The organism is Mesorhizobium huakuii, assembly GCF_030160235.1.
Lineage (GTDB): Bacteria > Pseudomonadota > Alphaproteobacteria > Rhizobiales > Rhizobiaceae > Mesorhizobium > Mesorhizobium huakuii.
The window spans coordinates 37,247-58,621 of record NZ_BSNY01000071.1; the positions used below are offsets into that span (position 1 = coordinate 37,247).

At 63.2% G+C, this 21,375-nt stretch carries 19 protein-coding genes; 8 read left to right on the forward strand and 11 right to left on the reverse strand.

Annotation, left to right across the window (positions count from 1 at the left end; all coding sequences use genetic code 11):
• Positions 1 to 3 precede the first annotated feature (3 nt).
• Both QQK95_RS32390 and QQK95_RS32395 read right to left on the reverse strand, forming a co-directional pair.
• The gene (locus QQK95_RS32390) at positions 4 to 1,248 is read right to left on the reverse strand and encodes an MFS transporter (RefSeq protein ID WP_284278597.1); all 1,245 of its coding nucleotides are present in this window, start codon (positions 1,246 to 1,248) and stop codon (positions 4 to 6) included.
• A 149-nt stretch (positions 1,249 to 1,397) separates the two neighbouring features.
• On the reverse strand, positions 1,398 to 2,618 hold the full coding sequence (locus QQK95_RS32395; RefSeq protein ID WP_284278599.1) for an MFS transporter: 1,221 nt from the start codon (positions 2,616 to 2,618) through the stop codon (positions 1,398 to 1,400).
• 120 nt (positions 2,619 to 2,738) lie between these two features.
• Between QQK95_RS32395 and QQK95_RS32400 the strand changes: the two genes are divergently transcribed.
• A complete protein-coding gene (locus QQK95_RS32400) occupies positions 2,739 to 3,497 on the forward strand; it encodes a DeoR/GlpR family DNA-binding transcription regulator (protein ID WP_284278600.1) in 759 nt (252 codons plus the stop codon).
• 10 nt (positions 3,498 to 3,507) lie between these two features.
• Here QQK95_RS32400 and QQK95_RS32405 read toward each other — a convergent pair whose 3' ends face one another.
• Positions 3,508 to 3,906, reverse strand: a complete 399-nt coding sequence (locus QQK95_RS32405; RefSeq protein ID WP_284278601.1) for a hemin receptor — start codon at positions 3,904 to 3,906, stop codon at positions 3,508 to 3,510.
• Positions 3,907 to 4,130: 224 nt separating this feature from the next.
• Between QQK95_RS32405 and aspS the strand changes: the two genes are divergently transcribed.
• Positions 4,131 to 5,921, forward strand: a complete 1,791-nt coding sequence (gene aspS, locus QQK95_RS32410; protein WP_284278809.1) for an aspartate--tRNA ligase — start codon at positions 4,131 to 4,133, stop codon at positions 5,919 to 5,921.
• A 216-nt stretch (positions 5,922 to 6,137) separates the two neighbouring features.
• Here aspS and QQK95_RS32415 read toward each other — a convergent pair whose 3' ends face one another.
• Complete coding sequence (locus QQK95_RS32415) at positions 6,138 to 7,328, reverse strand: hypothetical protein (RefSeq protein ID WP_284278602.1); 1,191 nt, start codon at positions 7,326 to 7,328, stop codon at positions 6,138 to 6,140.
• A gap of 327 nt (positions 7,329 to 7,655) precedes the next feature.
• Here QQK95_RS32415 and parC point away from each other — a divergent pair, with 327 nt between their 5' ends.
• Positions 7,656 to 9,908: a DNA topoisomerase IV subunit A gene (gene parC, locus QQK95_RS32420; protein ID WP_284278603.1), complete on the forward strand. Its 2,253-nt coding sequence runs from the start codon at positions 7,656 to 7,658 to the stop codon at positions 9,906 to 9,908.
• Between the two features lie 237 nt (positions 9,909 to 10,145).
• A complete protein-coding gene (locus QQK95_RS32425; protein WP_284278605.1) occupies positions 10,146 to 11,363 on the forward strand; it encodes an AI-2E family transporter in 1,218 nt (405 codons plus the stop codon).
• Positions 11,364 to 11,402: 39 nt separating this feature from the next.
• On the opposite strand, the gene QQK95_RS32430 is transcribed toward QQK95_RS32425, so the two are convergent.
• The 3 genes from QQK95_RS32430 to QQK95_RS32440 all read right to left on the reverse strand — a co-directional run bounded on the left by QQK95_RS32430 (position 11,403) and on the right by QQK95_RS32440 (position 13,800).
• The gene (locus QQK95_RS32430) at positions 11,403 to 12,299 is read right to left on the reverse strand and encodes a DMT family transporter (RefSeq protein ID WP_284278606.1); all 897 of its coding nucleotides are present in this window, start codon (positions 12,297 to 12,299) and stop codon (positions 11,403 to 11,405) included.
• Positions 12,300 to 12,426: 127 nt separating this feature from the next.
• Positions 12,427 to 13,191, reverse strand: coding sequence for an arginyltransferase (locus tag QQK95_RS32435; RefSeq protein WP_284278607.1), 765 nt, complete (start codon positions 13,189 to 13,191; stop codon positions 12,427 to 12,429).
• Between the two features lie 138 nt (positions 13,192 to 13,329).
• Complete coding sequence (locus QQK95_RS32440) at positions 13,330 to 13,800, reverse strand: RDD family protein (protein ID WP_284278608.1); 471 nt, start codon at positions 13,798 to 13,800, stop codon at positions 13,330 to 13,332.
• Positions 13,801 to 14,012: 212 nt separating this feature from the next.
• On the opposite strand from QQK95_RS32440, the gene sthA reads away from it, so the two are divergent.
• Entirely contained in the window at positions 14,013 to 15,398 is a 1,386-nt protein-coding gene (gene sthA, locus QQK95_RS32445; protein WP_284278610.1) for a Si-specific NAD(P)(+) transhydrogenase, read from the forward strand.
• A gap of 29 nt (positions 15,399 to 15,427) precedes the next feature.
• Here sthA and tet read toward each other — a convergent pair whose 3' ends face one another.
• Entirely contained in the window at positions 15,428 to 16,618 is a 1,191-nt protein-coding gene (tet, locus tag QQK95_RS32450; RefSeq protein WP_284278611.1) for a Tet(A)/Tet(B)/Tet(C) family tetracycline efflux MFS transporter, read from the reverse strand.
• Positions 16,619 to 16,669: 51 nt separating this feature from the next.
• On the opposite strand from tet, the gene QQK95_RS32455 reads away from it, so the two are divergent.
• Positions 16,670 to 17,317: a TetR/AcrR family transcriptional regulator C-terminal domain-containing protein gene (locus QQK95_RS32455; protein WP_284278612.1), complete on the forward strand. Its 648-nt coding sequence runs from the start codon at positions 16,670 to 16,672 to the stop codon at positions 17,315 to 17,317.
• A gap of 28 nt (positions 17,318 to 17,345) precedes the next feature.
• On the opposite strand, the gene QQK95_RS32460 is transcribed toward QQK95_RS32455, so the two are convergent.
• Positions 17,346 to 18,011: an alpha/beta hydrolase gene (locus QQK95_RS32460; RefSeq protein ID WP_284278613.1), complete on the reverse strand. Its 666-nt coding sequence runs from the start codon at positions 18,009 to 18,011 to the stop codon at positions 17,346 to 17,348.
• Positions 18,012 to 18,212: 201 nt separating this feature from the next.
• Here QQK95_RS32460 and QQK95_RS32465 point away from each other — a divergent pair, with 201 nt between their 5' ends.
• Positions 18,213 to 19,391: an OpgC family protein gene (locus QQK95_RS32465; RefSeq protein ID WP_284278614.1), complete on the forward strand. Its 1,179-nt coding sequence runs from the start codon at positions 18,213 to 18,215 to the stop codon at positions 19,389 to 19,391.
• Between the two features lie 8 nt (positions 19,392 to 19,399).
• Here QQK95_RS32465 and QQK95_RS32470 read toward each other — a convergent pair whose 3' ends face one another.
• On the reverse strand, positions 19,400 to 20,476 hold the full coding sequence (locus QQK95_RS32470; RefSeq protein ID WP_284278615.1) for a LacI family DNA-binding transcriptional regulator: 1,077 nt from the start codon (positions 20,474 to 20,476) through the stop codon (positions 19,400 to 19,402).
• A gap of 359 nt (positions 20,477 to 20,835) precedes the next feature.
• Between QQK95_RS32470 and QQK95_RS32475 the strand changes: the two genes are divergently transcribed.
• Complete coding sequence (locus tag QQK95_RS32475) at positions 20,836 to 20,985, forward strand: hypothetical protein (protein WP_284278616.1); 150 nt, start codon at positions 20,836 to 20,838, stop codon at positions 20,983 to 20,985.
• Between the two features lie 2 nt (positions 20,986 to 20,987).
• On the opposite strand, the gene QQK95_RS32480 is transcribed toward QQK95_RS32475, so the two are convergent.
• A complete protein-coding gene (locus QQK95_RS32480) occupies positions 20,988 to 21,362 on the reverse strand; it encodes a DUF423 domain-containing protein (RefSeq protein WP_284278617.1) in 375 nt (124 codons plus the stop codon).
• Positions 21,363 to 21,375: the final 13 nt, after the last annotated feature.

The following is a 21,375-nucleotide window of genomic DNA, read 5'->3' on the forward strand; positions in this document are numbered from 1 at the left end:
CCATCATGCGCTTCCGGGGCCATCGGAATCGCCATTGCGCCTGGCCAGCCGCGCGAAAACGGTCGATGTGCGCAACAGCGCGATGAAGCGGCCGCGCTTGCCCACGGGCACGCCGGAGCGTGCCTGCATGCGATAGAGGATGACGGCGATGAAGATCGCATAGACGGTGGCGCTGAACACGAACAGCGCGCTCGGCCCGAAATACTGCATCACTGTCGAGGCGGCGAAAGGGCCGCCAATGGCGCCGAAGGAGTAGAACAGCATCAGCGCCGCATTGATCAGCACGAACTCGCCCGTGTCGGCGCGGTCGTTGGAATGCGCCGCCGACAGCGAATAGAGCGGCATGGCGAAACAGCCGAAGATGAAGATGATGATGAAGTTGAGCAGCGGATTGCTGCCGGCGATGAACACCAGGGCCAAGGCGGAAAGCATCGCGCAGCAGGTCGTCAGCAACAGCACCCGGCGCCGGTCCCATCGGTCGGAGAGATAGCCAAGCGGATACTGGATGATGGCGCCGCCGAAGATGCCGACGCTGACGAAGGTGACGACATCGGCGACCGACATGCCGATCTGCTCGGCATAGACCGGCGACAACGTGCGAAAGGCGCTGTTGGTGACGCCGACGGCGATGCAGCCGAAGCAGCCGAGCGGCGAAATGCGCCAGACGCGCGCCAGGTCGAGCTTGACCTCCTCCGGTGGCGTCGGGTTGGAGCGGTCGCCGAGCGAGACCGGCACCAGCGACAGCGTGATCATGATCGACATGATGGCGAAGATGGTGAAGCCGCCGGCGCCGAAGACCGGAATCAGGAACTGGGCCGATGTCACCGAGCCGGTATCGACCATCCGGTAGACCGCCAGCACGCGGGCGCGGTCCTTGTTGGTGACGCCGGAATTCAGCCAGCTTTCGACAATGGTGAACAGCCCGGCGAAACAGAAGCCGCCGGCAAAGCGCACCGCGCACCACATCACCGGATCAAGGACCAGCACCAGGAGCAGGGTGCCGACCGAGGCGATGGCGGCCAGTGCCGAAAACGCCCTGATATGGCCGACCGCCTTCATGATGCGGGTAATGGCCAGGCAGCCGAGCAGGAAGCCGGCGAAATAGAAGGTGCCCATCAGGCCGATGTCGGAAGCGGAAAATCCCTCCTGCGCGCTGCGCAGCGCAATCAGCGTGCTCTGCAGCCCATTGCCGCCGAGCAGGATGCCTGCGGCGAGAAGAAGCGGGATCAGCGGGCGGATGGAGGACATGAAAGGCGATCACGTATCGGTGATCCCTTCTTGAACCATTGCCTGGGTCAACGCCAGCGGCAATTGCCGCTGGCGGGATCAATCGCGGTTCTGCGTGGGGGCGACGCGATCTTAATTGACCGGCCGCCCCGTCCGCAGCGAGGGAAGCTTCACTCACCCCTTGCTGCCCCCGCCAAAAGTTTGTCCCGCGTCGGTTCGAGCGGCTCGTCCACCGGCGCGGCCGGCCGCCGGCCAAGCGATCCCGCGGTCAGCAGGCTGAGGATAATGAACGGAATGCCGATGCCAAAGGCCGAGCGAATGCCCCAATGGTCCGAGACGAAGCCGAGCAGCGGTGGTCCGAGCAGGAAGGCGACGAAGGAGATCTGCGACAGTGCCGCGACATTGATCGCAGCCGGCCGGTCCGTCCGCTGGGCGGCAGCCGAGATCGCCAGCGGGAAGAGGGCGCTGGTGCCGATCCCCAGAAGCGCAAAGCCCAGCATGGAGAACAACGGCGCGGGCGAGAAAAACACAATCACCACGCCGGTCGCCATCATTGCCAGCAGCACCCGCGCCACGCCGCTTGGCGAATAGCGGTCGACGAAACTGTCGGCGAAGAAGCGCGTGGTTGCCTGGGAAAAGGCGAACAGCGCCACGGTGAAACCGGCGACGAAGGGGCCGGACTCGAACACGGTACGCATATAGATCGCCGACCAGTCGATGCTGGCGCCTTCCATCAGCATCGCCGAGAGTGTCACCGCGACGAGAACAAGGATCGGCAGGGTCGGTCGCGCCAGCATGGGTGCCTTCTTGCCGGTGCCGACGAAGCGACTCGGCGCCGGCTGATAGCCGCCGAGGAACAGCGCCATCGAGATCGCGACGATCGGCACGATCAGCGCCAGATGCAGTTGCGGCGATATGCCGAGATGCGCAAGAGCCCCGCCGAACAGGCCGGCGCCGAAAAAGCCCATGCTCCAGAACGAATGCGCGCGGTTCATGATGCGACGCTTGACCAGGAATTCGGTCCGGTCGGCCTCGACATTGAGCATGATCTCGACGCTGCCGATCATCAGGCCGACTGGAAAGAGCATGAGGAAAAGCGCGAGCGGCCCCGGCGCATGCACCGCAATGGCATAGGCAAGCGCCAGCAGTGGCACCAGGATGAGCAGCGCGCGGCGGAAGCCGACGCGCTCGAGCAGCGGCGTCGCCAGCGTCAGCGCCGTCAACGTGCCGATCGGCGTTCCGATCAGGCTGAGGCCAAGCGTGCCGTCCCCAACGCCCATGGCGTGCTTGATGTCGGGCAGCCGCGGAAAAATGTTGCCCATGGCGAAGGAATAGATCGCGAATCCGGCATAGACGCGGTGCTGCGGGGCAAGGTTGAGACCAAAGGTCATTGCGGCGCTTTCAAAGGAAGGGAGGCTGGCTTGTGCGACAGCCCGGCCAGCCACTCCTTGCATAAACGTGCAGAACATGCAAGAACGTGCACAGGGAAATAAGATCAGGCGAAACAGGCAATGCTGACCGATCAACGTCACCAGCTTATCCGCGACCGCCTCGCGGCGGAGGGGAGTGTGCTGGCGGGCGAACTGGCGAGCCGCTTCGGCGTTTCGGAGGACACGGTGCGCCGCGACCTGAGGGAACTGGCGAAAGCCGGGCACTGTCGTCGGGTCTATGGCGGCGCGGTTGCAGCGGCACCCTTTGCCGCGACCCCCATCGGTCTGCGCGGCGGCCATGCGGTCGAGGAAAAGGCGCGGCTGGCAAGCACGGCCGTGGCGTTGCTCGCCAGCGGACAGACCCTGTTCATCGACGGCGGCAGCACCAACACCGCCATCGCCAAGGCCATTCCCCGCGACCTCGAACTGACCATCGCCACCAATTCGCTCGGTGTCGCCTCGGCACTGTCGGATCATCCCCTGGTCGAACTGACCGTGCTTGGCGGCAGGTTCGTCCGCGATCTCGGAACCTGCGTCGGCGCCGACACGCTTGCCGCCATTGCGCAGCTTGGCGCCGACCTGTTTTTCCTTGGCTCGTGCGGCCTGGATGCCTCACGCGGTGTGACGGCATTCGATTCGGCCGAGGCCGAGGTGAAGCGGGCCATGGCCAGGAACAGCGCCGGCATCGTCATCGCCGTCACCAACGACAAGCTGGCCACCGCGGCGCCCTATCGCGTCGCCGGCGCCGAAGCGATCCGCCATCTGGTGGTCGAGAAGACCGCGCCGGCCGCTATCCTCGCCGATTTCGAAAGTCGGGGCGCCGAAATCCACTTTGCTTGAAGGCGGCGAGCTACTTCCGCGACGCCGCATGTGCGATGAACACTTCGATATCTTGCTTCGAGTAACCGAGAAGGGTTCCTTCAAGCCTGGCCAGATCATTCGATGTGAAGATGTCGAAGGCCTCTCCGCTGCGGCACATTCTGGAGATCAACAAGCTCAGCTTGCAGCGCCATTCCTCTGTCGGCAGGCAGTAGCGGCGCTCCTCCACCAAGGTTCCAGGATCAGTGTGGGTGAACTTCAGAACACGACCTGTTTCTACAAACGGCTCAAAGCCCGCGTCACCAATATCTTCGGCGTCCATACCCGGTTCGGCCGAGAACAAGGCCATTGGCTTGTCCCCCTGAAGCATCAGTTCCATCTCGCGGCCATTGTGCGGGCCTATTCCCGGCGGGAGAGTGCGTTTTGGCACGTGGGGTCTCCAGATCGCTTGACTAGTGCGTTGTCTCAGGAAGCACGTCTGGCGGCAATGCGTTAAGGCCGGCAAAGACTTAAACCCTGGCGGTCGAACCTGGATACGGCCCGACGTCTCCTTGCCTTGACAAATCCGGCCTCCCATGCGCTTTTCGCGCAAATTTTGGGCCGGGCTTTGATGCTTTGGCCTGCCACCCAGCACCCCGGACTTTACCAATGACAATGCACCGTTACCGCAGCCATACCTGTGCCCAGTTGAGAAAGAGCGACGTCGGCTCTTCCGTTCGCCTGTCGGGCTGGGTGCATCGGGTACGCGACCATGGCGGCCTGCTGTTCATCGACCTGCGCGACCATTACGGCCTGACCCAGATCGTCGCCGACCCGGATTCGCCGGCCTTCAAGGTCGCCGAGACCGTGCGCGGCGAATGGGTCATCCGTGTCGATGGCGAGGTCAAGGCGCGCCTGCCGGAGACGGTCAACGCCAATTTGCCGACCGGCGAGATCGAGATTTTCGCCCGCGAGATCGAGGTGCTGTCGGCGGCCAAGGAATTGCCGCTGCCGGTGTTCGGCGAGCCGGACTATCCCGAGGACATCAGGCTGAAGTACCGCTTCCTCGACCTGCGCCGCGACACGCTGCACAAGAACATCGTGGCGCGCACCAAGATCATCGCCGAGATGCGCAGGCGCATGGGGGAGGTCGGCTTCACCGAATTCTCGACGCCGATCCTGACGGCTTCGTCGCCTGAGGGCGCGCGTGACTTCCTGGTGCCGTCGCGCATCCATCCCGGCACTTTCTACGCGCTGCCGCAGGCGCCGCAGCAGTACAAGCAGCTGATCATGGTGTCGGGCTTCGACCGCTATTTCCAGATCGCGCCCTGCTTCCGCGACGAGGATCCGCGCGCCGACCGCCTGCCTGGCGAGTTCTACCAGCTCGATCTCGAAATGAGCTTCGTCGAGCAGGATGACGTGCTGTCGACCATGGAACCGGTGATGCGAGGCGTCTTCGAGACCTTCGCCAACGGCAAGCCGGTGACGCAGAAGTTCCAGCGCATCCCCTATGATGTCGCCATGCGCAAATACGGCTCCGACAAGCCCGACCTGCGCAACCCGATCGAAATGCAGGCCGTGTCCGACCATTTTCGCGATTCCGGCTTCAAGGTGTTCGCCAACATCCTGGCCAACGATGCGAAGGCCGAGGTGTGGGGCATTCCGGCCAAGACCGGCGGCAGCCGCGCCTTCTGCGACCGCATGAACTCCTGGGCGCAGGGCGAGGGCCAGCCGGGGCTGGGCTACATCTTCTGGCGCAAGGAGGGCGACAAGCTCGAAGGCGCCGGCCCGCTCGCCAAGAACATCGGCGAGGAGCGCACCGAGGCGATTCGCCAGCAGCTTGGCCTTGCCGACGGCGATGCCGCCTTCTTCGTTGCCGGCGATCCGAAGAAATTCGTTTCCTTCGCCGGGGCGGCCCGCACGCGCGCCGGTGAGGAACTGAACCTCGTCGATCGCGAGCGCTTCGAATTGTGCTGGATCGTCGACTTCCCGTTCTTCGAATGGAACGAGGAGGAGAAGAAGATCGACTTCGCCCACAACCCGTTCTCGATGCCGCAGGGCGGCATCGATGCACTGAACGGTGAAGATCTGCTCGGCATCAAGGCCTTCCAGTACGATATGGTCTGCAACGGTTTCGAGATTGCCTCAGGCGGCATCCGCAACCATCTGCCGGAAACCATGGTCAAGGCGTTCGAGACGGTCGGACTGGACCGTGCGACCGTCGAGGAGCGCTTTGGCGGCCTCTACCGCGCCTTCCAGTATGGCGCGCCGCCGCATGGCGGCATGGCAGCCGGCGTCGACCGAGTCGTCATGCTGCTGGTTGGCGCCAAGAACCTGCGCGAGATCACCATGTTCCCGATGAACCAGCAGGCCTACGACCTGTTGATGAACGCGCCGTCGGAAGCTTCGCCGCAGCAGCTTCGCGAACTGGCATTGCGCGTCGCGCCGACCAAGAAGGATGCTTGATAGCAGCTTCGGGCGGTACTTTAAAAACCCGCCCGAACCGATTCTTTCGACTCGATAATCCCACAAAAAAGCCCGGCATCGCTGCCGGGCTTTTTTTGATCCTGAGGCCGTTAGAGCGGTTCACCGTTTCATCGAAACGGCGAACCGCACTAACTCTTTGTTTTGACGCAATTCCGGGCGGAAAACCGCTGACACTTTTGCTGGAACTGCTCTAGATCAGTCCTCGTTCGCCTTGACGCTGACGCCGAGCGTCTTCGGCAGGTCGAGCGGGTTGGACATGGCGCCCGCCATGATCAGCGCGAACGGCACCGATGCCGGCGGCTCGGCCGAGATTTCGAGGCTCTTCGGATCGTCGAGATATTTGCTGACCGCCGCAGTCACCTGCGCCGTCAGTTCCGGATTGTTGAGCTGCGCCATGCCGAACGGCACGATCGCCTTGGCCTGGTTGGCGATGTCCTTGGCCGACATGCCCTGCTGCTTGCCGACATATTCCAGCACCTTGCCGGTCAGCGAATCGTCGTCGAAGCGGATCGAGGCGCTGTTGAACGAGAGCTGCTGCAACAGGCCGAGCATGGCCATGCCTTGTGCCGAATTGTCGGCGCCTTGAGGCTGCGCGGCCATCTTCTTCTGCATTTCCTGCAGCGACTTGATGAAGTCGATCGTGTAGCCGCCGAGGTCGAAGGTCATGCCGAGCGTGCCGGCATTCTCGACGGAGATGTCGTATTTCGACAGTTCCATCTTGCCGTCCGAGGGCTGCCAGGTGCCGGCCATCTCGAGATTGCCGGAGATGTTCTGATAGCCGAGCGCGTTGATGACTTCCTTGGACTTGGGATCGTCGACCAGTGTCAGGTCGGCGTTGAACTTTTCCGTGTTGGCGGTGAATTCCATCGCTTTGCCGTCCGCCGGCGGCGTGATCTCGACGGCAAGCCCGTCCATCGAGAAGGCGGTCTTGTCCGCGACCTTGACCGTCATGTTGGAGAGTTCGGCGGATTTGTACATCATCAGCGAGCCCAGCGGGCCGGTGGCGCCATCGGCCGGAACCGTCATGTCATGGATGACGAAGGGGCTGAGGTTGAGGGTGACGCCGTCCTTGCTGTGTTCGAAGGCCGAGGTCGAGACGGTGCCGATGTCGAAGCCGCCGTTGGCCGCGGTCACGTTCTCGAGCTTGACGTCGCCGATGGTGAGGGCTTCCTTTTCCGCCGCCGGCTTGATGGCAACGCCCTGCAGCACCATGCTGGTGTTGTCGCCGGTCACGCCGGTCCAGGAGATGTCGACGCCCTGGGCCGCCAGCGCCGCCTTCAGCCGGTCGGCAACCGCGGCATCCTGGGCAAGGGCCGCGTTCAGCGGCAGTGTGAACAAGAAGGTCGAAAGAGCGAATTTCCGGAGAGTTGAGCGTTTGATTGTCATCGCAAGGTCCCTGAGAGTGTCCTGAAATTGTTTTTCAATTCTTCGCGCCATCACCATTCCGTGACGAACTGGACGGGAAGAAGGCGTATCCCGGTACCATGGTCGAAAATCACAGTGAAAGGCAAACTCGATCCCAACGTCTTGGCGCAAATCGGTGAATTTGTCATGAAGAGCCGATTGCCCGATATCATCACGCTTGGCCATAGAGGCCTGATGTAACAGGCTGATGTTGGTCGACATCCCCAGGCGCACAGTTTCATGTTGCAGAACAGCGGGTATGTCTGTCGGCCTCTTGCCGCGAATCACCCGCTCGGCTAGTCCCAGCCCATGGGAAAAAGGCTTTTGCCGCCTCAAGATGGCGGCGGCGATCACATTGAACCGGTCGATCTGAAGAAGGCGCTGGAAGAGCGCTACCTCGCCTATGCGCTGTCGACCATCATGCACCGGGCGCTGCCCGACGTCCGCGACGGACTGAAGCCGGTCCATCGCCGCATCATGCACGCCATGCGGCTGCTCAGGCTCAACCCCGACCAGGGTTTTGCCAAATGCGCCCGCATCGTCGGCGAGGTCATGGGCAAGTTTCACCCGCATGGCGACCAGTCGATCTACGACGCTCTGGTGCGGTTGGCGCAGGATTTTTCCATGCGCTATCCGCTGGTCGACGGGCAGGGCAATTTCGGCAACATCGACGGCGATAACGCCGCCGCCATGCGCTACACCGAAGCGCGCATGACCGACGTGGCGACCGAACTGCTTGCCGGCATCACCGAGGACGCTGTCGACTACCGGCCGACCTACAATGAAGAGGACGAAGAGCCGGTGGTGCTCCCCGGCGCCTTCCCGAACCTCCTTGCCAACGGCTCGTCCGGCATCGCGGTCGGCATGGCGACATCGATCCCGCCGCACAACGCTGCCGAGCTTTGCGACGCGGCACTGCACCTGATCGAGCACCGGGATGCGCCGGTGTCGAAGCTGATGGATTTCGTCCAGGGCCCGGATTTCCCGACCGGCGGCATCATCGTCGACAGCCGCGCCTCCATCCTCGAAGCCTACGAGACGGGGCGCGGCGGCTTCCGTGTCCGGTCGAAATGGACCCAGGAGGACCAGGGCAGGGGCACCTGGAGCATCGTCGTCACCGAAATTCCCTATGGCGTGCAGAAAGCACGGCTGATCGAGAAGATCGCCGAGCTGCTGATGGCCCGCAAACTGCCGCTGCTCGAGGACATCCGGGACGAAAGTGCCGAGGACATCCGCGTCGTGCTGGTGCCCAAGAGCCGTTCCGTCGATCCGGGCATCCTGATGGAATCGCTGTTCAAGCTCACCGAGCTTGAAAGCCGGTTTCCCCTCAACATGAACGTGCTGTCACGCGGCAAGGTGCCCAACGTCCTGTCGCTGAAGGGCGTGCTGCAGGAGTGGCTCGACCACCGCCGCGACGTCCTGATCCGCCGCTCGAAACATCGCCTGGGCGAAATCGAAAGACGGCTGGAGATCCTCGCCGGCTACCTGATCGCCTATCTCAACATCGACGAGGTGATCAAGATCATCCGCGAGGAGGACGAGCCCAAGCAGGTGATGATGGCCCGCTGGTCGCTCACCGACAACCAGGCCGAGGCCATCCTCAACATGCGCCTGCGCGCCTTGCGCAAGCTGGAAGAATTCGAGATCCGCAAGGAATTCGACGGCCTGAGCGCGGAGAAGAAGCAGATCGAGGCGTTGCTGGCGTCCGATGCCAAGCAATGGTCGACGATCAAGTGGGAAGTCACCAACATCCGCGACAAGTTCGGCCCGGAGACCGAAGTCGGCAAGCGCCGCACCCAGTTCGCCGATGCGCCCGAGCACGACCTGACCGACATCGCGCACGCCATGATCGAGCGCGAGCCGGTCACCGTGGTGGTTTCGGAAAAGGGCTGGCTGCGGGCGATGAAGGGGCATCTGGCCGATCTTTCGACGCTGACCTTCAAGGAAGGCGACAGCCTCAAGCTCGCCTTCCATGCGCAGACCACCGACAAGGTGCTGGTCTTCACCACCGGCGGCAAGTTCTACACAATCGGCGCCGACCGGCTGCCGGGCGGGCGCGGCCATGGCGAGCCGATCCGCATCATCGTCGACATGGACAATGACCAGGACATCGTCACCGCTTTCGTCCACGATCCGAAGCGTAAGCTTTTGCTGGCCTCGCATGACGCCAATGGCTTCATCGTGGCGGAGGAGGAAGTGGTCGCCAACACCCGCAAGGGCAAGCAGGTGATGAACGTCAAGGCGCCGGACGAGGCCAAGCGCTGCGTACCGGTCACCGGCGATCACCTGGCCATCGTCGGCGAGAACCGCAAAATGCTGGTGTTCGCGCTTTCCGAAATTCCCGAGATGGGCCGCGGCAAGGGCGTGCGGCTGCAGAAATACAAGGATGGCGGCCTGCTCGATCTCAAGCCGTTCACCTTGGAAACGGGTCTGTCCTGGCAGGACTCGGCCGACCGTACCTTCACAAGGTCGCGCGAGGAACTGGCCGAATGGATCGGCGCCCGGGCGTCGGCCGGCCGCATGGTGCCGAAGGGTTTCCCCAGGACGGGCAAGTTCGGGTAGTTAAGCGCTTCTTCCCTTCTCCCCCCTGTGGGGCCTAAGGGCGGGGGAGACCGTTGGTTCGCCCCGGAGGTGGCCGAGCGAAGCTCGGTCGGATGAAGGGTGTTCCAGGAAACGCCGACGCCTTACTCCGCTGGAGCACCCTCATCCGTCTCGGCGCGCCAATCATTTGGAGTATCGTCACGATTGCTGCACTATATCGGTGCATAACGGGGAAAGGTGTTTGGGAGAGACGGGCGTTTGAAAGAATCCAGGATCCAGAAACCGGAAGGGCAGCAGCGCCTGTTCGGCCTGTCGACGCCGCTGCGGTCGGCTGTCATTCCGCCGCTGTCGGCGGCGCGCTGGCTGCTGGTGCTGATCGTCGCCGCCAGCGTCTATTTCTTCCACGGCTTCCTGTTCCCGGTGCTGGCCGCACTGGTCATCGCTTTCGCCAGCTGGCCGCTTTACCAGCGGCTGCTGGCCGGCGTCGGTGGCAACCGCACCATCGCCGCCACTCTGGCCATCCTGTTCATCCTCGCCTTCCTGGTGATACCGATCGCCCTTGCCGGCACCTACGCCATCAATGAAGTGCGTGAGTGGGTCGGCTGGGCGATCGAGACCAACCGGCACGGGGCCGTGACGCCGCATTGGATCGCGACCATGCCTGTCATAGGCGATTGGCTGAACGAGCAATGGACGACCAATTTTGGTCATCCCGGCGGCATTGGTGAACTGATCCAGCTGATCAGCGGCGCCAATATCGGCAGCATCTATCGTGGCGCGCTCGCCGCCGGCGGCAGCGCCTTTGGGCTGCTGTTGACGCTGCTGTTCATGATGATCGCCCTATTCTTCGCCTATCGTGACGGCGAGCATTTTGCCGGCCAGGTCGACCGCCTCGGCGAGCGCATCCTGCCGACGCGGTGGGAGCGGATTTCGCGCGTCGTCCCGGCGACCATTTCCTCGACGGTGACTGGCATGACAGTCATCGCCATCGGCGAGGGGCTGGTGCTGGGCATTGCCTACTGGCTGGCCGGCGTGCCGTCGCCGGTGACGCTTGGCGCCCTGACCGGCGTCATGGCGCTCATCCCCGGCGGGGCACCATTGTCCTTCACCCTCGTCTCGATTTATCTCGCCGCCAGCGGCTCGCCCATGGCCGGTCTGGCGCTGTTCCTGTGGGGCGCGGTCGAACTGTTCATCGTCGACAAGACACTGCGCCCGAAGCTCGTCGGCGGGCCGATTAAACTGCCCTTCCTGCCGACCTTTTTCGGCCTGATCGGCGGCGTCAAGACGATGGGCTTTCTCGGCCTGTTCATCGGCCCGGTGCTGATGGCGCTGCTGGTCGCCATCTGGCGCGAGTGGCTGCGCGAGGTGGAACTGGTCGACGAGTTGGCCGCCGGCTCGGCGGCCGAAATCGAAGGCGGGCCGCAGCAGATCGAGATCCTGCCGGAACCTGGCGTGGCGAAGAAGGCCAGCGCCTGATCCCGAAACGCAACTTGCGCTGGGCCTATCAATTACCAATTAGACCGGATGGTGCACCGCGAAGTCACTGCGGCGCTTGCGGCCATCATGCAGCTGCCAGAGCGAATGGGCGACCAGCGTCACGATCAGGATCGCGCCACCGATCAGGCTGTTGCGGGTCGGCGTCTCGGCAAAGATCATCCACACCCAGACCGGCGCCAGCACGGTTTCGAGCAGATAGAACATCGCCACTTCCGGCCCCGAAATGTATTTCGGCCCGGCGGCGAGGCAGAAGAACGAGATAGGCATGATGACGGCGCCGTTGAAGATGATCCACCAGGGTGCGTTCACGTGAAAGCCTTCGCCTGACACCATGAAGGCGGCCAGGGCCATCGGCAGAAGGACGCCGACGAGCGAGGTGAAGCCCATGTCCTTGCCGCTGGCGCGCGAGATGGTGATGGCGACCGCGATGAAGAAGGCCGAGCAAAGCGCCATGAAATCGCCGAACAGCTTGCCGGTGCCGACCGATCCGCCGACGATGACCAGCACGCCGAGGATCATGATCGCCATCGCCGCGATGGTCACCAGCCGGGGTCTTTCCCGCAGGAATATCCAGGACAATAGCCCTGCGAACACCGTATTGAAGGCCAGGATGAACACCAGATCGGCGGTCGAGGTGTGATAGACGGCGGTGACGAAGGTGATCCCGGTCATTCCATAGCAGGTCGCCACGATCAGGCCGGACCAGCCGGGGATGAGCGGCGGGGCGTTTCGGCTGAGTGCCCGCCAGACCGACCAGATGACCATGGCGGCGGCGAACGTGGTGCAGGTGCGCAGCAGCATGATGGTCCATGCGCCGCCGTCGGCAAGGCGGATCAACGGTATGTCGACAGTCAGCGTCAGCCCGCCGATAGCGGTTATCAAAAGGCCCTTCTGGTGATCATGGTGAGGGGACATGCAGGAACTTTCGCAATGAAATGCAAGCCGAGGGCTGACCGGTGCAATGGCGTACTCTCTCCAGCCAACCGGCTGAAAGACCAGCATCCCCTGCCTTGAAACTGTTAAGCGCGGATCGTGGAAAAACTCAGCGTGAAACCGCTTCGTTGGTGTAGCGCTCCCAGCCCTTGGGGCCGAGATGCTCCTGCGGCATGAAGCGCATCTTATAATTCATCTTGCGCGAGCCGTTGACCCAGTAGCCGAGGTAGACATGGGGCAGCCCCATCGCCCTGGCGCGGGCGATGTGATCGAGGATCATGAACGTGCCGAGCGAACGCTCCTCGAAATCGGGATTGAAGTAGGAATAGACCATCGACAGGCCGTCAGCCATCTTGTCGGTGAGCGCCACCGCGATGAGCTCACCCTGACCCTTGCCGGTGATGAAGGTATCGGGCCCACGCCGCCGGTATTCGATCACCTTGGTGTCGACATGGGTGTCCTCGACCATCATGGCGTAGTCGAGCACCGTCATGTCGGACATGCCGCCGCGGCGGTGGCGGGCATCGAGATAGCTGCGGAACAGCGAATATTGTTCGGTCGACGGCTCGGCATTGTGCATGGCGCCTACGAGGTCGGAATTGTGCTGCAGCACGCGCTTCATGTTGCGGCTGGCGCTGAATTCCTGGGCGAGGATGCGCACGGAAACGCAGGCGCGGCAGGTCTCGCAGGCCGGCCGGTAGGCAATGTTCTGCGAGCGCCTGAAGCCACCTTGCGTCAAGAGGTCGTTCATCTCCGACGCCTTGTCGCCGACCAGATGCGTGAACACCTTGCGCTCGAACTGGCCATCGAGATAGGGGCACGGCGACGGCGCGGTGAGGAAGAACTGCGGCGACTGGGTCGGATGCTGCGTCATCTAAGTCTTGGAAACGCTCCTTCGAGTCGCTCTACCTTTGGCGCGGAAAGCAAAAAATTCAACAGGATTGTGAAGGTGCGGGCAAGCGGATGCCTTCACATTTGCACCGACAAGGCGGGAAAGCTCCCCGAAACATCTTTAGCGGCCGGTGCGGCTGACCACCGTGCCAAGCAGAAGATCGTGCAGCGTGCGCTTGCGGTCGGAGAACAAGGTCACCAGCAGGACCAGCGGCGACAGGATGACGTTGCCCGCCCAGAACAGCACGGAATGGACCACCGCGGTCAGGCCGTCGATCGGACGCCCGTCGAGACGATCCAGGCGGATACCCATCATCTTCATGCCCGTGGTCGCCTGGTCGGCGCTGCCCAGCGTGTTCCAGATGTAGAGAATGGCGACGGCCGGCACCAGGACGCCGAATAGCATCCAACCGAGACCGAGGGTTAACAGCCCGAGAAAGAACACCAGTATGGCGAAGGGAATGGAGAGCAGGGCGACGATGATGTAGTCGAGCACAAAGGCCAGGATTCGCCGTGTGCGCACGCCTTCATAGGCTCTGACATCGTCAAGCCTTGTGTTGATGATTTCGCCGTCGAGAACGCGCGCGTTCATGTCATTTCCTCGTAACAGGGCCCGACATAGGGTGCGGGCCGCTGGTAAATGAAATGGTAAAGGCCTGTATCGGAATCAAGGTCGGGGTTCTCTCCGGGGCGCAAGGCAAGATCGACGCGGGACACAATCCGAAACGGTTGAATTTGCCACGCGGATGGCATTAGCTTGCTGCGGCGCAACAAAAGCGCTCAGGGGCAGAGGGACGGGGCACTATGGACTATGACATGCTGGTCATCGGCAGCGGCCCCTCCGGCCGCCGCGCCGCGGTGCAGTCGGCCAAGCTCGGCAAATCGGTGCTGGTGGTCGACCGCGGCCGGCGCCTGGGGGGCGTCTCCGTGCACACCGGCACCATCCCCTCGAAGACGCTGCGCGAAACCGTGCTCAATCTCTCGGGCTGGCGCGAGCGCGGCTTTTACGGGCGCGGCTACAGGGTCAAGCAGGATATTTCCGTCGGCGACCTGATCGAGCGCCTGCACAAAACGCTCGACCACGAGGTCGAGGTGCTGCAGCACCAGTTCATGCGCAATACGGTCAAGAGCGCCCGCGCGGCGGTAAAATTTCTCGGCCCCAACAAGGTCAGCCTGACGGCCGACAATGGCGACTACAGCGAGGTCGGCTTCGCCAACGCGCTGATCGCGGTCGGCACCAGGCCGCACCGGCCAAGCGATGTGCCTTTCGACAAGACTCGAATCTTCGACAGCGACGAGATGCTGGAGCTCGACCGCCTGCCGCGCACGCTGACGGTTATCGGCGGCGGTGTCATCGGCGTCGAATACGCGACGATCTTTTCAGCACTCGACGTGCCGGTGACGTTGGTCGAGCCGCGCCACTCCATCCTAGATTTCGTCGACCGCGAGATCGTCGACGATTTCATCCACCAGATGCGCGATCGCGGCATGACGATCCGACTGGGCAGCGCGGTGAAGGAAATCCGCTCCAAGCCCGAGGCGGCCGAAGTGGAACTGGCCGATGGCCGCACCATCCGCTCGGAGGTCGTGCTCTATGCTGCCGGCCGCACCGGCAATGTCGGCAGCCTCGGCCTCGACGTGGTTGGCATCGAGGCAGACTCCCGGGGCCGCATCAAGGTCGATCCGCAGACGTTCCAGACCAGCGTCCCCAACATCTACGCCGCCGGCGACGTCATCGGCTTTCCGAGCCTTGCCTCGACCTCGATGGAGCAGGGCCGGGTGGCCGCCTGCCACGCCTTCGGCGTGACCTTGCCGCCGCCCCCGGAAACGTTTCCCTATGGCATCTATGCGGTGCCGGAGATCTCGACCGTCGGCCAGTCGGAAGAACAGGTGCGTGAGAGTGGGGCCGCCTATGAGGTCGGCGTGGCGCGTTTTCGCGAGACCTCGCGTGGCCACATCATGGGCGTCAACACCGGCTTCCTGAAGCTGTTGTTTTCGATCGAAACGCGCCGCCTGCTTGGCGCGCACATCGTCGGCGAGGGCGCCACCGAACTCATCCACATCGGCCAGGCCGTCATCAATCTCGGCGGCACCGTCGACTTCTTCGTCAACAACACCTTCAACTACCCGACGCTGGCGGAAGCCTACAAGATCGCGGGGCTCGATGCCTGGAACAGGATGGGGCGGTAGGTTTTGGCGTCCTCGATGCGCAGCCTATGCTACTTCGCGGCTTCCTGCCGTGGTTCGGCTCGCCGCGCGCCGAAGAGCAGAGGCAGGCACAGGACATAAAGCGCCGCGCCCGCGATCCACACCGTTCCTGGAAAGACTGTCCGCGTGCGAAAGTAAAGCGTGGCGATGACGAAGGGTCCGAACACCGAGACCAGGCTGGTCATGCTGGTGAGCACGCCTTGCAGCCGCCCCTGGTGGTCGGCGCCGATGCGAGACGTCAGGAGCGACTGCAGCGCAGGTGCCCCAATGCCCCCGAGACAGAACAGCGGCAGTAGAGCGAAGGCCATCCAGCCTTGCCAGGCCAGCGCGATCGATAGATAGGCCGCGCTGTCGGCGAGGATGGCGGTGACCAGCGCTGCTTTTTCGCCCCAGCGTTCGGCGATCGGCCCGGCGACAAAACCCTGGGCGCCGGCATGGAAGAGGCCGAATAGCGCCAGCGAAATGCCGACGGTGAAAAGATCCCAGGCGAATTTATCCTGCATGTAGAGCACCCAGATGGTGCCGCCGACTTCGCCGACCAGAGCGAGGACAGCAAAGGCGCCAAGCAGCGACAAAAGGGCCGGGAAGGTCAGCGCCCAGCGCAGCGGCGCCAGCGGGTTGAAAGACGGCGTTTCTCCGGTGCCGCGTGTGCGCTCCGGTTCCGGCAGCAGGAAGAAGGCCAGCGCCAGATTGATGCCATTGAGCACCGCCGCCGCCAGGAAGGGCGCGCGCAGCCAGACATCGCCGAGCAGCCCACCGAGCACCGGACCGGCAATGAAGCCAATGCCGAAGGCGGCGTTGAGGTGGCCAAAGCCGCGAGCGCGGCGGTCTTCGCTGCTGATGTCGGCCATATAAGCTGAGGCTACCGCCATGCTGGCGCCGGTGATGCCGGCGATCAGCCGGCCGGCGAACAGCAGCGGCAACGATGGTGCGAAGGCCATGAACAAATAGTCCGCCGCCGATCCCGCAAGCGAGACAAGCAGCACTGGCCGGCGGCCATAACGATCCGACAGGGCGCCGAGCAGTGGCGAGAAAAGCACCTGCATGGCGGCATAGACTGACAGAAAGGCGCCGAAGATCCAGCCGATGTCATCGACATGGCCGACTTCGCGCAACAGGCCGGGCAATACCGGCATGATCAGCCCGACGCCCACCGCATCGAGCGCTACCGCCATCAGGACGACGAGATAGGCTTTTCTCATGGCTGTGCTCTCAAAATTTATCGTTGATAAGGGGCGTTTATCACTGATAAATTGACCGCGCAAGCCGGAGGGATTCGCATGAAACTGGACCAGCCGCTGATCGTCGATGAAGCGCTGAAGCTGCTCAACGAAGTCGGTATCGATGCCCTTTCGACCCGCCTGCTGGCGCAACGGCTCAAGGTCCAGCAGCCGGCGCTCTACTGGCATTTCAGGAACAAGCGGGCCTTGCTTGATGCGATGAACGAGGAAATCCTGCGGCGTGGTCACAGGCATCGGACGCCGCGGCCCGGCGAGGCCTGGCAGGATTTCGTGCGCAAGAATGCCCGCAGTTTCCGCGGTGCACTGATTGCCTATCGCGATGGCGCCCGTGTCCACGCCGGTACGGAAGCAGATCCAGAGGAACTAGGGCATTTCGAGCGCCTGCTGGAGTTTCTCAGCGGCGAAGGCCTGTCCGCGATCGCCGCGATGGAGCTGCTGATGACGATCGGGCGCTACACGGTCGGCTGCGTGATGGAGGAGCAGGCCGAATATCCGACCGGCCCAGGGCGGGGCGAAGCGCTGGACGCCGCGGCACAGGATTATCCGCTTTTGCGTCAGGCGCTGGTTCATTATCGTGCCGGTGGCCACGAAGCGCTGTTCGAAAGCGGGCTTGCTCTGCTGATTGCCGGAGCGGAAGCGCGGATCGTGGCCGAGCGCTGATCTTGCCAGCGCCCGCCCGGCCAGCCTGTCAGCTCAAATGCGCAGTCGCCGATCCCGCCAGCCATTGCCTGACGATGGCGGCATCCGGATCACCGATTTCATGGCCCGACGGAATGATCCGGGCGTCGACCTCGGCGCCGCGCCGGCTGAGCAGCGTCACCAGCGCCGGCGCGAACGGTCCGTAGGTCTCGTCGGCGGCTCCGGCGATGATCAGCGTCCGTATTCCGGCGAGATCCGTCGCCGGCACGTGGTCGAGCACCGGCATAGGCCTCAGCAGCGCCGCCTTGCGGACGATGCCCGGGTGAAGCAGCATCAGGCTGGAAACCAGATTGGCGCCGTTCGAATAGCCGAGGAACGTTGCGCGATCGAGTTTGAGCCCATGGCGTTTGACGGCCTCGCTTGCGAATGAGGCGAAGGCAGCCGTTTCGGCGAGAATGCTCTTCTGTTCGAAGCGCGTCGGGTCTATCCGCCCGAACCAGCGAAAACCATCTTCCTGGGGGATGCGGCCACGCGCCGCGACCAGCGTGGCGGCGGGCGCGATCCGTCTTGCCAGCGGCACCAAAGTGGTCTCGTCCACACCCGATCCATGCAGCAGGAACAGGCACTCACGGCTATCCTTGCCAGCGCCCAGCAGGCGATAGGGAAAAGCCAGATCCGTGAGCAGGGGGGCGTTTTCGATGCTGTCGCCGATCATCCCGCATGCCCTTGATTATATGAGGTTCCGCTCAATTTGCCGGCTTCAAAACGCAATATTTTCATGCTCCGCGAAAGTTGATTGAACCAGGCGCATTCCGGCCCGTTTATGCGCCGATATACTCCGCATGGGAGGAATCGAAGCGGTGCGCCGGGGGTCGCATTGCTGGACATGAACAACCAGCTTTGAGGCCTTTTGTCGATGACTACCCCTGTTTCGCCCGAACGCGATACGCGTATCGATGTGCTGCGCGCGCTGGCACTGATCGTCATTTTCATCGACCATGTGCCCGGCACGGCCTTCGAGACCCTGACGTATAAGAATTTCGGCTTCTCGGACGCGGCCGAGGCTTTCGTGCTGATTTCCGGCATCTCGGTCGCGCTCGCCTATGGCACCAGGTTCCAGCCGGGTGGCCGGCTTCTGGCCACGTTGAAGATGTGGCGGCGGGCAGGCGTGCTCTATGTCGCCCACATCGTCACGACGATGGTGGTGATCGCCCTGTTTTGCACGGTGGCCGTGTTCACCAGGCGGCCGGAACTGCTGAAGCTGATCAACATCGAGCCATTGATGAAGAACACGCCGGAAGCGCTGGTCGGCATCGTTACGCTCGGCCATCAGCTCGGCTACAACAACATATTGCCGGTCTATGCCGCGCTGCTCCTGATGGCGCCCGCCTTCGTCCTGTTCATCAGCTACCGGCCCGCCGCGGCACTTGCCGCGTCCGGTGCGCTGTGGTTCGTCGCCGGCATCTGGCAGATCGCCCCGCCCAATTATCCCGAGCCTGGCTTCTGGTTCCTGAACCCTCTCTCCTGGCAGTTCCTGTTCAACATCGGTCTTGCCGCCATGCTGTATGTCAGACGCGGCGGCGTCATTCCGGTCAACCGCTGGCTGGTCGGCGCGGCCGCGGCCTATGTGGCGACGGCGCTGGTCTGGGTGCACAGTCCGCTCTGGGGGCAGATAACCTGGTTCAAGCTTCCCGTCGTGATCGGCGGCTTCGACAAAACCTTCCTGTCGCTGCCGCGTCTGTTGCATATACTGGCGGTCAGCTATCTCGTCGTCGCTTTGCCGGCGCTGTCGAACCTGTTCCGCACCAGCCCGGACCATCCGCTGGCGGTACTCGGCAAACGCTCGTTGCCGGTCTTCATCGCCGGCACGGTAATCGCCATGGTCGCGCAGGTGATGAAACTGATCAATCCGGGCGGGCTTGTCTATGACACCCTGCTGCTTTCAGCCGGCATCGCCATGCAGTTCGCGCTGGCCTTCTATCTCGAATGGCTGTCGACCATCGGCGGCTCGGGCAAGGTTCGCGCGCCGCAAAAGGATGTCATGCCGGTGCGTGCGTCTTTCGGCATCTCGGCGGTGGCAAGGGTCAATCGCTGAGGGACGGCTCAGCCGCGCGGCGGAGCCGATGAGGCGCGCACGATCAGTTCGACCGGCAGTTGCCTGCGATTTGTCGTGCCGTCGTTCTCCAGGATCGCCTTGACGGCGAGACGGCCGATTTCGGCAATCGGTTGGGCGACGGTGGTCAAGGGCGGCTCGGATACCGCAGATTCCGGAACGCCATCGAACCCGACGACCGAAACATCGTTGGGGACGTTGAGCTTGCGCGCGCTCAGCCATTCGAGCGCCACCAGGGCCATCCTGTCCGACATCGCCAGGATCGCCGTGGGCGGTTCGGCGACGCCGAAGATAGCCTCGAGTGCCGCGATCGTGCTGGCCACATCGTTGGCGGTCTCGTAGACGGGAACTTTGGATGTGTCGACGCCAACCCGCGACAGCTCCTGGAAATAGCCGGTGAGCCGGTCTCGCGTTCCCGCATAAACCGCGGTCTGCACCTGCTCGGGGGAAACGGGGCCTGTCCTGCCGTCGACAAACTGCAGCGCGAGCACGGCAAAGCGGCGGTGCCCAAGGTCGGTGAGATGGCGCGCCGCCATGGCCGCGCCAGCGACATTGTCAATGCCGATTGTCGCGACCGACCCATCCTCGGAAGCGAGGTCGAGCGCCACGAAAGGCAATTTGCGCTCGCGTGCCAACTGGACGAGGCGCGAACCGCCTTCGATACAAAAGACGATGAAGCCGTCGACCAGAGCGCTCTGGATGTTCCAGGCAAGCTGCTCGTTGTTGCCGGCCGAGACCAGCGAGATGCCGGCCCCTGTCGCGTCGCAGGCCTGCGAGATGCCCGCCATCATCACGCGCGCGAAGGGGTCGTCGAAGAAGTAGGAGAGGGGTTCTGCCGTTGCGACGCCAATGGCGTTGACCTTGCCCGCCCGCAACAGGCGGCCCTTGGGATCCGGTCCGCCATAGCCCATCGCCTCGGCCGCCGCCTTGACCCGTTCGCGGACTTCCTCGCGCACGATCTCCGGGCGGCTGAAGACATTGGATGCGGTGCCGTGCGAAACACCGGCGGCCTTGGCGATGTCGGCCAGACGGACGGGTCTTCGATTGCCTGCGGTGAGTGACGCCATTGTGCGTGCCTCCTGACATGCATTTAGCACGTTCAGGATTTGCATCTAGCACTTTCGTTGGATCGATTCAAATTTTGCTTGACCGGAAATGCCTGCAGGTGTATCTTTGAATCGATCCAAGCAGCCGATTTACCCTGCAGAATGACAAGGGGAGGTGCGCCATGCATCCCGTCAATTATCTGTTCGAAGACGTCTATCGCAACGACTGGAGCATCAGATCTGGCGCCAACAGTTCCAGGCGCCGGGGCAGGATCGGCCCATGGATTCGCGACTTTCGCTTCCTTGTGGACCGCAAGCGAAGCTGAGCGCCGCATTTATTTGCTCGTCGATTGGATCGATTCAATTCAAGGGAGAAAACCATGCATCCCATCAAGCATCTGTTCGAGGACATCTACCGCAACTACTGGGGCATTACGCCGGCAGCCGAGCGGCCGAAGATGCGGCGCCTGACGAATCCGGCCGTGCGCAATCGAGACCTTTGGGTCCGCACCGAACGTCCCAAGGATTGATCCTATTTGGGCTCAGGAACGCGGCGTACCAGCGCGGAAATCGCTATCCCCAGCCAGCCGACGATGAGCAGGGTGCCTCCGATCGGCGCCGACATCGGAAACAGTCTCGATCCGAGGACATCGCGGGCGAGGAGATCGCCCGCGAAAAGCAGGAGCCCGACGAGCAGGACGAGGCTCGCGATCCGCAGGCAGCGATTCGCGCCGATGAGGCCGACGGCGAGGAAGACCGGTGCGTGCATCAAGAGGAACGACGCAGCTGTGCCGGTGAAGGCGCCGCCGCGATGCGCGGCCGCCGCCGACAGCGCTACGCCCGCCGCGCCGACGAGACCGCCGGCAAGCACAAGCAGACGGCTGGCGTTTGATTCGGCGGAATTCATGTCGGCCAGCTCC

Excerpts from the sequence above, each read along its gene's own strand:
- QQK95_RS32390 (WP_284278597.1), bottom strand. The coding sequence starts at position 1,248 with ATGTCCTCCATCCGCCCGCTGATCCCGCTTCTTCTCGCCGCAGGCATC.
- QQK95_RS32395 (WP_284278599.1), bottom strand. The coding sequence starts at position 2,618 with ATGACCTTTGGTCTCAACCTTGCCCCGCAGCACCGCGTCTATGCCGGA.
- QQK95_RS32400 (WP_284278600.1), top strand. The coding sequence starts at position 2,739 with ATGCTGACCGATCAACGTCACCAGCTTATCCGCGACCGCCTCGCGGCG.
- aspS (WP_284278809.1), top strand. The coding sequence starts at position 4,131 with ATGCACCGTTACCGCAGCCATACCTGTGCCCAGTTGAGAAAGAGCGAC.
- QQK95_RS32415 (WP_284278602.1), bottom strand. The coding sequence starts at position 7,328 with ATGACAATCAAACGCTCAACTCTCCGGAAATTCGCTCTTTCGACCTTC.
- parC (WP_284278603.1), top strand. The coding sequence starts at position 7,656 with ATGGGAAAAAGGCTTTTGCCGCCTCAAGATGGCGGCGGCGATCACATT.
- QQK95_RS32430 (WP_284278606.1), bottom strand. The coding sequence starts at position 12,299 with ATGTCCCCTCACCATGATCACCAGAAGGGCCTTTTGATAACCGCTATC.
- QQK95_RS32435 (WP_284278607.1), bottom strand. The coding sequence starts at position 13,191 with ATGACGCAGCATCCGACCCAGTCGCCGCAGTTCTTCCTCACCGCGCCG.
- QQK95_RS32440 (WP_284278608.1), bottom strand. The coding sequence starts at position 13,800 with ATGAACGCGCGCGTTCTCGACGGCGAAATCATCAACACAAGGCTTGAC.
- sthA (WP_284278610.1), top strand. The coding sequence starts at position 14,013 with ATGGACTATGACATGCTGGTCATCGGCAGCGGCCCCTCCGGCCGCCGC.
- tet (WP_284278611.1), bottom strand. The coding sequence starts at position 16,618 with ATGAGAAAAGCCTATCTCGTCGTCCTGATGGCGGTAGCGCTCGATGCG.
- QQK95_RS32460 (WP_284278613.1), bottom strand. The coding sequence starts at position 18,011 with ATGATCGGCGACAGCATCGAAAACGCCCCCCTGCTCACGGATCTGGCT.
- QQK95_RS32465 (WP_284278614.1), top strand. The coding sequence starts at position 18,213 with ATGACTACCCCTGTTTCGCCCGAACGCGATACGCGTATCGATGTGCTG.
- QQK95_RS32470 (WP_284278615.1), bottom strand. The coding sequence starts at position 20,476 with ATGGCGTCACTCACCGCAGGCAATCGAAGACCCGTCCGTCTGGCCGAC.
- QQK95_RS32475 (WP_284278616.1), top strand. The coding sequence starts at position 20,836 with ATGCATCCCATCAAGCATCTGTTCGAGGACATCTACCGCAACTACTGG.
- QQK95_RS32480 (WP_284278617.1), bottom strand. The coding sequence starts at position 21,362 with ATGAATTCCGCCGAATCAAACGCCAGCCGTCTGCTTGTGCTTGCCGGC.